The 12,817-nt window shown below is 69.5% G+C and carries 11 protein-coding genes and 2 tRNA genes; 7 read left to right on the top strand and 6 right to left on the bottom strand.

The features are described from left to right. Positions 1-63: 63 nt before the first annotated feature. The 3 genes from AB0H62_RS37285 to AB0H62_RS37275 all read left to right on the top strand — a co-directional run bounded on the left by AB0H62_RS37285 (position 64) and on the right by AB0H62_RS37275 (position 3,117). Positions 64-1,449 (top strand): site-specific DNA-methyltransferase, encoded by a 1,386-nt coding sequence (locus AB0H62_RS37285; protein WP_360591411.1) that lies wholly within the window; start codon positions 64-66, stop codon positions 1,447-1,449. A 449-nt stretch (positions 1,450-1,898) separates the two neighbouring features. After that, on the top strand, positions 1,899-2,687 hold the full coding sequence (locus AB0H62_RS37280) for a hypothetical protein (RefSeq protein WP_360591344.1): 789 nt from the start codon (positions 1,899-1,901) through the stop codon (positions 2,685-2,687). Positions 2,688-2,721: 34 nt separating this feature from the next. Further along, positions 2,722-3,117 (top strand): tyrosine-type recombinase/integrase, encoded by a 396-nt coding sequence (locus AB0H62_RS37275; RefSeq protein WP_360591342.1) that lies wholly within the window; start codon positions 2,722-2,724, stop codon positions 3,115-3,117. Positions 3,118-3,189: 72 nt separating this feature from the next. Here AB0H62_RS37275 and AB0H62_RS37270 read toward each other — a convergent pair. Continuing rightward, positions 3,190-3,262, bottom strand: a tRNA-Lys gene (locus tag AB0H62_RS37270). Between the two features lie 233 nt (positions 3,263-3,495). Here AB0H62_RS37270 and AB0H62_RS37265 point away from each other — a divergent pair. Further along, positions 3,496-4,737: an NADH:flavin oxidoreductase/NADH oxidase family protein gene (locus tag AB0H62_RS37265; protein WP_220243190.1), complete on the top strand. Its 1,242-nt coding sequence runs from the start codon at positions 3,496-3,498 to the stop codon at positions 4,735-4,737. A 241-nt stretch (positions 4,738-4,978) separates the two neighbouring features. On the opposite strand, the gene AB0H62_RS37260 is transcribed toward AB0H62_RS37265, so the two are convergent. Beyond that, a tRNA-His gene (locus tag AB0H62_RS37260) sits at positions 4,979-5,054 on the bottom strand. A 74-nt stretch (positions 5,055-5,128) separates the two neighbouring features. Then, positions 5,129-5,737, bottom strand: coding sequence for an oligoribonuclease (gene orn / locus AB0H62_RS37255; protein ID WP_220243189.1), 609 nt, complete (start codon positions 5,735-5,737; stop codon positions 5,129-5,131). A gap of 117 nt (positions 5,738-5,854) precedes the next feature. On the opposite strand from orn, the gene AB0H62_RS37250 reads away from it, so the two are divergent. Continuing rightward, on the top strand, positions 5,855-7,396 hold the full coding sequence (locus AB0H62_RS37250) for a helicase HerA-like domain-containing protein (protein ID WP_220243188.1): 1,542 nt from the start codon (positions 5,855-5,857) through the stop codon (positions 7,394-7,396). Positions 7,397-7,462: 66 nt separating this feature from the next. After that, entirely contained in the window at positions 7,463-7,849 is a 387-nt protein-coding gene (locus tag AB0H62_RS37245; RefSeq protein ID WP_360591340.1) for a DUF3224 domain-containing protein, read from the top strand. A gap of 123 nt (positions 7,850-7,972) precedes the next feature. On the opposite strand, the gene AB0H62_RS37240 is transcribed toward AB0H62_RS37245, so the two are convergent. The 3 genes from AB0H62_RS37240 to AB0H62_RS37230 form a co-directional block, all read right to left on the bottom strand. Further along, on the bottom strand, positions 7,973-9,025 hold the full coding sequence (locus tag AB0H62_RS37240) for a trypsin-like peptidase domain-containing protein (protein ID WP_360591338.1): 1,053 nt from the start codon (positions 9,023-9,025) through the stop codon (positions 7,973-7,975). A gap of 111 nt (positions 9,026-9,136) precedes the next feature. Then, a complete protein-coding gene (locus tag AB0H62_RS37235) occupies positions 9,137-10,459 on the bottom strand; it encodes a M20 family metallopeptidase (protein WP_360591336.1) in 1,323 nt (440 codons plus the stop codon). Positions 10,460-10,494: 35 nt separating this feature from the next. After that, on the bottom strand, positions 10,495-11,262 hold the full coding sequence (locus AB0H62_RS37230) for a methyltransferase domain-containing protein (RefSeq protein WP_360591335.1): 768 nt from the start codon (positions 11,260-11,262) through the stop codon (positions 10,495-10,497). Between the two features lie 173 nt (positions 11,263-11,435). Between AB0H62_RS37230 and AB0H62_RS37225 the strand changes: the two genes are divergently transcribed. After that, positions 11,436-12,410 (top strand): hypothetical protein, encoded by a 975-nt coding sequence (locus AB0H62_RS37225; RefSeq protein WP_360591333.1) that lies wholly within the window; start codon positions 11,436-11,438, stop codon positions 12,408-12,410. Positions 12,411-12,817 lie beyond the last annotated feature (407 nt).

Below are 12,817 nucleotides of genomic sequence, written 5' to 3'. Positions count from 1 at the left end.
CGGTGACCGCGGTGCCGGCGGTGGCGATGCCGAGACTGCGGGGCGTGGCGCGAGAAACCGCAGATTGGGCTGGAGCCGAGTGCGGACGATTACATCGAGAATCTTCGTGCGTTGTTCTCCGCGGCCCGGAGGGTGCTTACTGCGCGGGCCACGGTGTGGATCAACCTTGGTGACAGCTACTCCACCAATTCCGATGGCTACTGGTGCGTTGCGCCCGGCGAGTTCGGGCAGCCGCGTTACCGGCCGCGTGCGGATGTGCTGCACAAGAATCTGCTCGGTATGCCGTGGCGGCCGGCGTTGGCGATGCAGGACGACGGGTGGCTCTTGCGCTCGGCGATCGTCTGGCACAAGCCCCACACCACGCCCACTCCCATCCAGGACCGTCTCGCCACCCGCCACGAGATGGTCTTCCTGTTCGTCACCCAGCCCGACTACTTCTTCGACCTTGACGCGATCCGACAATCGCACACCGACGACCATGCCCTGCGCCGCCGTGCCCACCGCGGCGGCACACACAACACCGCACCTCGACCTTGGCCGTGGACACCAGGCTATAGCCAGCGGTGCCGTAATCCGGGCAACGTGTGGACCATCCCACCCGACCGCACACGAGCCGGGCATCAGGCTCCCTCACCGCCGGAGATCCCAGGCCGTTGCATCGCGGCCGGATCTCCACCCGGCGGCCACGTCTTCGACCCGTTCAGCGGCGGTGGCACCACCGGAGTCACCGCCCGCGCACTCGGCCGGCACTACATCGGCATCGACACCAACCCCGCCTACCACCGGATCGCGATGCGCCGGCTCGGGCTCGACTGCGACTGGCTACGGGGTACATCGGCCACCGCATTCGGCTCATCGAAGCAAGGATCTCGTCGGGGTGCCCTGGCGGGTGGTGTTTCCTTGCAGGAGCGCGGTTGGTTCTTGCGGAGCGCGGTGGTGTGGGAGAAGCCGAATGCGCGGCCGGAGAGTGTGCGCGATCGGCTTGCCCAGCGCTACGAGATGGTGTTCTTGCTGGCGCAGTCGGGAACGCACCAGTTCTGGTCCTGTGGCTCGGCGGCTGAGGATGGGACGGATCTGTGGCAGGTGTCGGCGGGTCGTTCCCGCACTGGGCATCCGGCGGCGGGGACGTTGGAGATCGCCCGGCGTTGTGTCCGTCTGGGTTGTCCGGGTGGCGATGTCGTGCTCGATCCGTTCTGCGGCAGCGGGACCACGGGCGTTGCTGCGCTGGAGCAGGGGTGTTCGTTCGTCGGCATCGACCTTGCCCGGCCTGCCAGGCGATGGCACACCGCCGACTCGCTGATATCGGGGCCGCCGCGTGAAGCCCGGGGAATCCGTGGCGGATGTGATGACGGTGGCCGACGTGGCTGCGTTGCCCGCAGTAGTGGACTTGATTACGGCGGCGCAGGTTTTGCGGATTGGGCGGACGACGGCGTACGCGTTGGCGCGTGAGGATGGTTTCCCGTGTCCGTTGTTGCTGGTCGGTGGGGAGTACCGCGTTCCGGTCGTCGGGGTGCTGCGGGTTCTCGGTATAGATCCACCCATTGGGTGAACGTGGGTGGGCTCGGGCTTCCCCGAGGACCGTCTGTAGCGCGAGTATCGCGGCAACCCGCTGATTCAACCAACCGAAGGGCGGGTGCAGAAGATGGCAGAGGGATCGGTGTACAAACGCTGCTCCTGCAAGGATAAAAGCGGTCGAAGCCTGGGCAAGGAGTGCCCGAGACCGGACCAGAGCAGGCGCGGCCAGTGGTGCTACCGCATCGAGTTGCCAGCCGACCGTGCCGGGCGTCGCCGGCCGAGGCGGCGTGGTGGATTCCCGACCGCGACAAAGGCCCAGGACGAACCGGATCACGTCGGTGACTTGCTGGCCATCGCCGGGGACGACGACGACACGGACATGCATGCTCCGCAAGATCGGCGACCTGATCGCCGCGGCGATCACGGCCCAGCAGAAGCTCCCGGAAATCGAGGATCTGCGCCGGCTGGTGCGTGTGGGTGCCGAGGTACTGGAACATCCGTTCTTGGGCGAGGTGTTCACCGTGTTCCTGGCGAAGAAAAGGAAGACCGGCAGCCGCAACACCTACCGCTCCTATGAGTCACAAGTACGCCTCTACTTCCGGCCGCATCTGGCGCACATCCGGCGGGACAAGCTGAGCGTGGCGCACTTGGATGGGATGTTTGACGCGATCGTTGAGCACAACGACCTGATCGCCGAGTACCGCGCCAGCGGCGACTCGCGGAAGATCGCGGTGGTGAAGTGGCAGCGGCCGGTTGGTCCGACGTCGGTTCGGCGGATTCGGGAGACGTTGCGGGCGATGTTGAGCCCGGTGGTCAAGGAGGGCTTGCTGGTGGTGAATGTGGCGTCGTTGGTGGAGTTGCCGCCGGCGGTTCGTCCGAAGGCGAAGGTGTGGACCGAGGAGCGGGTGGCGTGGTGGCGGCAGACTGGGGAGGTCCCGTCGCCGGTGATGGTGTGGACCCCGCGGCAGGCGGGCCGGTTTTTGGATCACGCGGTCAATGACCGGCTGTATGCGTTGTTTCATGTGATCGCGCACGTGGGGCTTCGGCGTGGTGAGCCGTGTGGGCAGCGACGTACGGACACGTATTTGGATGCGGCGATCTTGAGGGGCGAATCAGATCGTGCAGTACGGCTGGGAGACCGGGGAGTCGGGTCCCAAGACCACCTCGTCTGAAGGCCTCGTCGCATTGGACGCCGGCACTGTCATCGTGCTCAAGGCGCACCTCGCCAGCCAGGATGAGGCGCGGGCCCGGCTCGGCGCCGCCTGGGTCGAGAGCGGACTGCTGTTCACCCAGCCTGATGGCAGCCCGTTGCACCCGGCGGACGTGACTGCCCGGTTCCAGGAACTCACCCGCCAGGCTGGGTTGCCGCCGATCCGGCTGCATGACCTGCGCCACACGGCGGCGAGCTTGGCGCTGGAGGCGGGGGCGGATATGAAGGTCGTGCAGAACATGCTGAGGCATTCGTCGATCACGGTGACCGCCGACGCCTACACGACCGTGTTGCCCGAAGTCGCACTCGCGGCCGCCGAGGCCACAGCCAAAATCATCCCGCGGACGGCAACGCGACAGCTCGGGCACCGCACCGACCATTGTGGACAGTGATCAAGCGGAAGAAACGCTTCCACATAACACAAATCCCCAGGCCGGAAGCGATCCGAACCTGGGGAATGAGGGTGCGCCATCAGGGACTCGAACCCCGAACCCGCTGGTTAAGAGCCAGCTGCTCTGCCAATTGAGCTAATGGCGCTTGGTGCTGCCCGCCGCTTTGGTTTCCCTCGGCGACGTGGAAAAGATTAGCAGGCTGTTCAAGCCGCGTTTCAGGGGGGTCACGTTAACCGCGCGCGGGTGGTCGCCGCGGCGGCTGGAGGGCTCCTAGCTGCGCGTTCGAGGTCAGTCTGACAGGTCGGGGGCCGTTGTGGGGCCGCCAAGGTGGTGAACCGGCCGTTGACAACTGTACGTCGTACAGGTCACTCTGGTGTCATGTACGACGTACAGGAGACCATCCTCGCCACCCCGCTCACGCTGCCCAACGGCGCCGTCCTGGCCAATCGGCTCGCGAAGGCCGCGACCAGTGAGCACCTGGCCGACCGGCGCGGCGCACCGACGCGGCAGCTCACGGAGGCCTACCGGCGGCTCGCGCACTCCGGTGCCGGCCTGCTGATCAGCGGAAACGTCATGGTCGACGGATCGGCGCTGGAGGCTCAGCGCAATGTCGTGATCGAAGACGCCCGCCACTTGCCCGAGCTGCGCCGATGGGCCGCCGCGACCGTCGGCACCGAGGCGAAGTTGCTCTTGCAGCTCTCGCACGCCGGCCGGCAGTCGATGCGCGGCCTCAAACTCGCCGGGCGGAAGCAAGACGTCGTCGCCCCGTCAGCCGTGCCCCTGGACCTGGGCAAGTGGCTGTTCCGGCGACCGCGAGCGCTCTCGGACGTGGAAGTCGTCGCACTTGTCCAGCGCTTCGCGACCGCAGCCCAGGTCGCGGCCGAAGCGGGCTTCGCCGGGGTCCAGTTGCACGCCGCGCACGGCTACCTGCTCAACCAGTTCCTGTCCCCGCTCGTCAACCGCCGTGACGACCGCTGGGGCGGCCCGCTGGAGAACCGGATGCGCTTCCTTCTGGACGTCGTCCGCGCCATCCGCGCCGGCGCGCCGCCGTCGTTCATCCTGTCGGTCAAACTCAACTCCGCCGACTTCCAACGCGGCGGCTTCGCCCCCGAAGACGCCCTCGTGGTCGCCAAGGCCCTGGAACAGGAAGGCGTCGACCTGCTCGAAGTCTCCGGTGGCACCTACGAAAGCGTCGCTGTCGTCGACGGCACGCCCGAACGCGCCTCAACCCGCGCCCGCGAGGCCTACTTCCACGACTTCGCCGACCACTTCGCCCGCGAGCTCACGGTCCCCCTCATGCTCACCGGCGGCTTCCGCTCCCACGCCGCCATGGCCGAGGCCGTCACCTCCGGCTCCGTCGACCTCGTGGGCCTGGCCCGCCCCATCACCCACGACCCGACGTTCCCCCACCGTGTCCTGACCAACCCCGCCACCCACAGCGCCGCCCCCACCCCCAAAGTCGGTCACAAACTCCTCGACGACCTGCTCAACTCCTCCTGGCACCAACAACAACTCGCGCGCCTGGGCCGCGGCGCCGACACCCGCCCCACTCGCCGCCCCCCAACCGCCCTCCTGATCGCCCTCCTAACCACCCTCCGCGACGCCCTCCTCCACTCCTAACCCTCCACAAAGGACCCCACCACCCACCGCACCCGACCACGGATTCGTCACCACCCCACACACCACGGCCACCGCACGGGTCAGGGGTCCGGGCAACCCGGCAGGACGGGGATCCGGGGCGACCACACCTGATGGGGGTCCGGGGGCATCCCCCGGCGGGGGTCTGGGGGTCCGACCCCCAGGAAAAGGCGAAACCCCAGTTCGGGAAAGGTCCCACCAGGGACCGACCAAACTGGGGTAATGGGGTGAGCGACGGGTTTCGAACCCGCGACCTCCTGGACCACAACCAGGTGCTCTACCAGCTGAGCTACGCCCACCATCTGCGAGGGATCGTCGCGATCACCTTGCTACGGAATATCGTAGCGTGCCCTCGCGACGGGTTTTCACCGGGTCAGCTTTGGTGGCGTTCCTGCACTTCGGCGGCCGCGGCTTTGGCTTGTTCGCTGGTCGGCCCGGGTTGGGGGACGAAGGCGACGTTGCGGTAGTAGTCGAGTTCGCCGATGGATTCCTTGATGTCGGCGAGCGCGCGGTGGGCGAGGCCCTTCTCGGGCTTCGCGTAGTAGATCCGCGGGTACCAGCGCCGGACGAGTTCCTTGACCGACGACACGTCGACCATGCGGTAATGCAGGTGGCTGTCGAGCGCCGGCATGTCGCGGGAGATGAAGCCGCGGTCGGTGGCGATGGAGTTGCCTGCCAGCGGGGCTGTGCCGGGGTCGGGGACGTGCTCGCGGATGTAGTCGAGCACGCGCTGCTCGGCTTCGGCGAGCGTCACCGCGGAGGCGCGGACCTCTTCGGTGAGCCCGGACTTGGCGTGCATGTCGTGGACCACCTGCGGCATGCCGTCGAGCGTGGTGTCGTCGGTGTGGATGACGATGTCGACTCCCTCGCCGAGGACGTTGAGGTCGGCGTCGGTCACGAGGGCGGCTATTTCGATCAACGCGTCTTTGCCGAGGTCGAGCCCCGTCATCTCGCAGTCGATCCAGACTAGGTGGTCGGTCACCCGGACAACCCTAACCCGACACGGGGATGTCAGCCGGGTTACCTGCGCATTCGGCGCGTTACGCTCGGGCAGCCAGGTGAAAGAGTGTGATTTCGGACTCGGAACGGGGTGCGGCCAGTGGCCGAGCAGGGGTCGGCGCCTGCGGCGGAGATCGCGCAGGGTTACGTGAGTGAGGGCGACGCGGTGGAGCTGGGCGCCGTGGTGATCGACGGGCGGACCGAGGCGGCCGCGGCCGTGCGGCTGCCGCTGGCCACGCTGAACCGCCACGGTCTGGTGGCGGGTGCGACCGGCACCGGCAAGACGAAGACGTTGCAGCTGATCTCGGAGCAGCTCTCCGCCGCCGGCGTGCCGGTGGTGCTGGCCGACGTGAAGGGCGACCTTTCGGGGCTGTCGGCGGCGGGTGAGGCGAACGACAAGCTCACGAAACGCGCGCAGGAGCTGGGTGACGACTGGGCGCCCGCCGCGTGCCCGGTGCAGTTCCTGTCGCTGGGTACCGGTGGGAAGGGCTCGCCGATCCGGGCCACGATCACGAGCTTCGGCCCGGTGCTGCTGTCCAAGGTGCTGGGCCTGAACGAGACGCAGGAGTCGACTCTCGGCCTGATCTTCCACTGGGCCGACCAGCGAGGACTGGCGCTGCTCGACACGAAGGACCTGCGGTCGGTGATCACGCACCTGACCAGCGACGAGGGCAAGGCCGACCTCAAGGGCATCGGCGGCGTCTCCTCGGCGACGGCCGGGGTGATCCTGCGCGCACTGTCCAATCTGGAGGCCCAGGGCGGCGAGGACTTCTTCGGCGAGCCCGAGCTCGACGTCCACGACCTCATGCGCGAGGTCGATGGCAAAGGTGTGGTGACGCTGCTGGAGCTGGACGACCTGCAGTCGAAGCCGGCGTTGTTCTCGACGTTCCTGATGTGGCTGCTGGCCGAGCTGTTCGAGGAGCTGCCCGAGGAGGGTGACCTCGACAAGCCGAAGCTGGTGTTCTTCTTCGACGAGGCGCACCTGTTGTTCAACGACGCGTCGAAGGCGTTCCTGGAGCGCATCGAGCAGACGGTGAAACTGATCCGGTCGAAGGGCGTCGGCGTGTTCTTCTGCACGCAGCTGCCCACGGACATCCCCAACGCGGTGCTGTCGCAGCTGGGCGCGCGGGTGCAGCACGCGCTGCGGGCGTTCACGCCGGACGACCAGAAAGCCCTGGCCAGGACGGTGAAGACGTACCCGAAGACACCGCACTACGACCTCGAGACGGCGCTGACGTCACTCGGCATCGGCGAGGCGGTCGTCACGGTGCTGTCCGAGCGGGGCGCGCCGACGCCGGTCGCGTGGACGCGGCTGCGGGCGCCGCGGTCGAAGATGGGCTCGGTCGGGGACGAGGCGGTGGCCGCGGCGGTCGCGTCGTCGGACCTGCACGCGAAGTACTCGGAGACGATCGACCGCGAGTCGGCGTACGAGAAGCTGGCGGCTCGGGTCGCGGCGCCGGCGGACGCGCCGCCTGCTGCCGAGGCCCCTGCACCGGCTCCTGCTGGGAAGGCCGAGAAGGAGGACCCCGGGCTGATCTCGCAGGCGATGAGCAACCCGGCGGTGAAGTCCTTCATGCGCTCGGCCGCGTCCGCGCTGGGGCGGGAGATCACGCGGGGGCTGTTCGGCAACCGCCGGCGATGAAAATACCTGACACAAATTGGCAGGTATGGCGGGCAGGCTGAGGGCTCACGATCGGAAGGACCAGCCATGACCAGCACCGCGACCGCCACGTTCGAGCTCGACAAGTGGGAGCCGCAGGCCCAGGACGAGACGGGTGGCACCGAGTTCGCCCGTGTGGCCATCGCCAAAACCTTCACGGGTGCGGTCGAGGGCACCAGCACCGTCGAGATGCTGACGGCCTCGAATGCCACTTCGCGCGCGTACGTCGCCTTCGAGCGCCTGGCGGTGTCCGTCGACGGGCGCAAGGGTTCGTTCGTGCTGCGGCACACGGCGGGCGACGAGGGCTTGTCGCTGCTGATCCTCGCGGGCTCCGGATCGGGAGAGCTGACGGGCATCTCCGGCTCCGCCGCCATCACGCAGGACGAGGCCGGCAACCACACGTTCACGCTGACCTACGAGCTCCCGGCAGCGTGAAAGCCGCTCTCTCAGGGCCCCGAAACCCTGGGAGAGCGGCTTTCACCGTTTTTTCCCCACTACCCCGATTCGAGCGAGGAAAGTCGGACGGGCCGCCCCGACCGCGGTCCGTCCGCGACTGCGTCAGCCGTTGACGATCTGATCCACGATCGTCTTGGCGTCGTTGACCGGGATCGCGAAGCCGATCCCGACGCTGCCCGCGGAGCCGTTGGCCGAGGCCGACGGGTTGTAGAGGGCGGAGTTGATACCGATGACCTGGCCCTGGGCGTCGACGAGCGCGCCGCCGGAGTTGCCCTGGTTGATCGAGGCGTCGGTCTGGATCGCGGTGTAGCTGGGGCCGTTGTCCGCCTGGTTCGACGTGCGGCTGAACGGCGACTGCTGCTGCTCGCCCCCGCCGACGTCGGACAGCGGCCGGTTCAGCGCGCTGACGATGCCGGTGGTCACGGTGTTCTGCAGCCCGCCCGGCGAGCCGATGGCGATCACTTCCTGGCCGACCACGAGCTTGCTCGAGTCGCCGAGGGTGGCGGCGGTGAGGCCGCTGGCGCCCTTGGCCTGCAGCACCGCGATGTCGCCCTTGGTGTCGGCGCCGACCACGCCGGCCTGGTACTGCTTGCCGTCGGACGTCGTGATCGTGACGTCGCCGACCGCGCCGTCGACCACGTGGGCGTTGGTGAGGATCCGGCCGTCGGAGCTCAGGATGACGCCCGAGCCGATGGCCTCGCCCTGGCCGGTGTCGACGTTGACCTGCACGACGCTCGGCAGGACCTTCGCCGCGACCGTGCTGACGTCGCCGGTGGAGGTCGTGTTGCTGACCGTCTGCCCGGCGACCGCGGAGGACGACGCGGGCGAGGCCACCGACGTGGTGGTCAGCCCGACGATCGCCGCACCGGCGCCACCGCCGACGAGCGCCGCGGCGAGCGCGGTCGCCCCGACGACGGCGGCGAGCTTGCCGCCCCGTCGCTTCGGCTGCGTGGCCGGCTGAGCCTGCGGCTGCTGCGTGAAGAGCGGGTTCGGCGCGGCCTGCTGCTGGTGGCGGTACTGCCCGTGCTGGGCGTACGGGCCGTACTGCGGCTGGGTGTGCTGCTGGGCGTTCTGCTGAGCAGCGATCGGGTGGGTCTGGTGCGGCTGGTGCCCACCGGGTGAGGCGGGGCCGGGCCGACTCTCGTTCTCGGTCATGACACCAGATTCGCGGCGGTGGTTGTGAGAACCCTGTGGAAATCCCTTCGGCTTTGCTGAGAAGAATCAGCTGAGAATCCTCAGGCGTTCCTCAGCCTGGTTCGGTGGCTTTCAGTCGAAGAACTTCGGGACGTCGAGCGCACCTCCCGAGGCTTCGAACTCGTCGTGCACGGCTTGGCGCAGCGTCGCGTCGGCGAGGTAGTCGGCGGCGGTGAGGGCGAGGCCGAGCGCGCCGTCGACCACGGCCTTGTCGCCCGCGGGCGAGCCGGCGGCTTCGGCGAACTCCTTGGTGTGCAAGGCAACCGTCGGTCCGGAGACGGCGATCATCGGGTGCAGCGCGGGCATCCGGTAGGACAAATTGCCCAGATCGGTGGACCCTGTGAGGAACTCGGGCACGATCCCCGGCGGCAGCGGCTTGCGGCCCGTGTCGGCCTGGTTCGCCGACCAGCGCCCGGCGAACGTGGTGTTGAAGCGGATCGGCAGGTACGCCGGCTGCGAATCCCACGTGAGCTCCACGCCGCAGCCCGTCATTTCGGCGGCGCCGTGGGCGATCGCGGTCATCCGCTTCGCGAGGTCGCGCAACGTCTCGGGGTCGGCCGAGCGGAGGTAGAACAGGAGCGCAGCGCGTTCGGGGATCACGTTGGGCCGGGCGCCGCCGTCGGTGAAGACGCCGTGCACGCGGTCGGTCGAAGGCAGTTGCTGGCGCAGCATCGACACGCCCTGGTAGGCCGCGACCGCGGCGTCGAGCGCGTTGCGCCCCATGAACGGCTGCGCCGACGCGTGGGCCCCGACGCCGTGGAACACCATCTCCAGCTGCCGCCGGCCGAGGAACGGGTGCAGCGCGATGTCGTGGCTGAACGGGTGGAGCATGATCACGGCGTCGACGTCGTCGAACACCCCGGCGCGCGCGAGCGTCTCCTTGCCGCCACCGCCTTCCTCGGCCGGCGTGCCGACGAGGGACACGCGTCCGCCGACCTGCTCGGCCACGGCCGCGGCGCCCAGGAACCCGCCGGCGCCGGCGGTGCAGATGACGTTGTGCCCGCACGCGTGCCCGAGCCCGGGCAGCGCGTCGTACTCCGACAGCACGGCGATGTGCGGGCCGCCGTTGTCCGGGGTGCTCGCGCGCAGGGCGGTGTCGAGGCCGCCGAGGCCGACCGTGACCTCGTGGCCGTGGGCGCGCAGGAGCTCCGCCAGCGCACCGACGGAGCGGTGCTCGGTGAAGCCCTCTTCCGGGTGGGCGTGCAGGTCTTGGCTCAGCGCAACGAGTTCGTCGGCGCGAGCCCGCACTTCTTGTGCCACGGCCGCGCGCACCCCGGACTCGGCTCCGGTGTGGTCGGAGCCGAGGGGTTCGGCGGCCGCGACGGCTTCGGCCGTGGCTTCGATCAGGGCGCGCAGGTGGGAGTCGTCGGGCGGGACGGGAGCGGCGTCGGTCATGCGGGGATGCTATCCCCGGGCACCGACAAAGTGGATCAGTCCGCCTCGGGCAGCTCGCCGGCGACGATCTGGGTGACGCCCGCGAACCGCTCGGCGACGATGCGGAGACCCCGGGCGCGCAAGGCGGCGGCGATCTCGCCGCGGTCGAACATTCGCTGCCCGCTGAGGATCCCGCCCGCCGTGTCGACGACTCGCGCGGGTTGCCAGTCGCGGCGCGCGCTCGTGAGCAGCACGACGCGGCCGCCGGGGCGCAGGATCCGCGCGAACGAGTCCAGCGCGCGTTCGGGCTCGGCGAACATGTGCAGGGCGGCGAAGCAGCAGATGGCGTCCACTGTGGAGGGTGTGAACGGCGGTTCGACGGCGTCGGCGCGGAGGTAGGCGACTCCGTCTTCGTCGGTCTCGGTGACGGCGCGGGTGAGCATCGAGGGCGCACCGTCGAGGCCGACGGCGAGGCCCTCTTTTCCCACGGCTGCCCCGAAAGCTCGGGTGAACCGGCCGGTGCCGCAGGCGACGTCGAGCGCGATCCGACCGGGTTCGAGCGCGAGGAGTTCCGTGGCGAGGCGGACTTCGCCGGCCATGCTGGGGCCGAACGGGCCCTTGAACAGCCGGCCGAACGCGGGGCGCCAGTAGCGTTCGTAGACCTGGGGGAGCAGCGTCGTGCGCATCACGCGCTGGGTGATTCCCGTGGTGGGCCCGGCTTGGGGCGCGTCGCCGAGGACGTCGAGGTAGCCCGCGTCCGTGGTCTTGGCCGGAGCGTCGAGCAGATCGGCGAGACGGTCCTGGGCTTTTGGGTGCTCTACCACCGGTTTCGCTCCCTTCCGGTTCGGATACCGGCAGTATGCCAAAGCCTGGTTTTCCACGATCGAGTGAAGATCTCGCCGATCAGGCGTTCGAGGCCCCGGATTGTCGGCCCCTCTTCCTAACGTCGCTTCCACGGTTCTCCGACCCCCGGAGGCCGCAGAGGAGGGACACCCCGATGACCGCACCGATCCTGCTGCCCATCGACGTGCCGACCGGCGAGATCGCCGTGCGCGGACCGTTCGACCTGTGCGCCGCGAGCCACTACCTGGCCGGCTTCGGCCCTGCCGCCCGGCCCGACGCCGCCTCGGAGCCGGGTGTGCTGCGGTTGGCCTTTCCCGTGGACGGCGTCTGGACCCACGCCGGAGCCGCGATCCGCCAGAGATCGCCCGGCACGGTGGAGGTGGAGGTCTCCGCGCCGGTCGACCTGGCGGCGCGCGTGATGGGCCAGGTGAGCCGCATGCTCTCCCTCGACGTCGACGCCTCCGGACTGCCCGACATCGACCTGCGCGACTCCGTCGCCGCCCGCTTGCGCGCTGCCCATCCGGGTTTGCGCCCCGTGCTGTTCTCCTCGCCCTACGAAGCCGCCTGCTGGTCCGTGCTCTCCCAAGGCATGCGCTTCACCACGGCCATCCGGCGCCGCCGCGTGCTCGCCGAACGCCACGGCGCCATCATCGACGTCGGCGAATACCAAGTGGTCTCGTTCCCCGCGCCCGCGGTCCTGGCCGAGCTCGCCTCGGAGGACGGCTTGGCCGACTTCCGCGTCGCCCGCCTGCGCTCCGTCGCCCAAGCCACCGCCGACGGCCGGCTCGACCCTGCCGAGCTGCGCGCGCTCCCCATCCCCGACGCCCTCGCGCACCTGCGCGCCATCCCCGGCATCGGCGCCTTCTCCGCCGAACAAATCCTCCTGCGCGGCGCGGGGCACCCCGACCTCTTCCCCCGCGCCGACGGCCGCCTCCACGAAGCCATGCGAGACGAGTACGGCCTCCCGGCCACCACCCCGGCCTCCGAACTGATCCCCCTGGCCGACGACTGGCGCCCCTACCGCAGCTGGATCGCCTTGCTGTTCCGGGCCACCCTCGACGCCGTCCCGCCAGACCCCGACGCGGCTTCCTCGGCTGAGGAGGTGGTTACGGGCTCGGCCGCACGTTGACGTCCGCACGGGCGCCGGCGCCCGTGCGCGCCCGGCTGACTGCGGCTCGCGAAATGGCTCGCGTGGACGCGCCGCTCCGGCCGCGGCGGTGCCGTCCTTCTGGGCAGTGACTGCCGAGCCGGCCTCGGCGGTGGCCTGGCTCCTCGCAGTCGGCCGGGGTGTCAGTCGGTTGGGGTCCGACGGCGCGCGCTGGGTCGTGGACAGGAAGGCGTGCGGGCGCTGAGTCGGAGAGTGGGTCGGGGAGAGGAAGGCTTGCGGGCGGGCGCATGAATTGCCCACGGGCGCGTTCTGCGGGCCCAGTCTGCCTCGCGACCGGTGCCGGGCCGGCGGCGGTCGGCGGTGGCCTGGCTGCTCGCAGTCGGCCGGGGTCAGTTGGTTGCGGTCCAGCGGCGCGCGCTGAGACGGGG

Origin of the sequence: Amycolatopsis sp. NPDC050768, assembly GCF_040654155.1 — a bacterium.
Classification (GTDB): Bacteria; Actinomycetota; Actinomycetes; order Mycobacteriales; family Pseudonocardiaceae; genus Amycolatopsis.
Note: the sequence above shows the minus strand (reverse complement) of the source record. Positions and strands in the feature narration are given on the sequence as shown.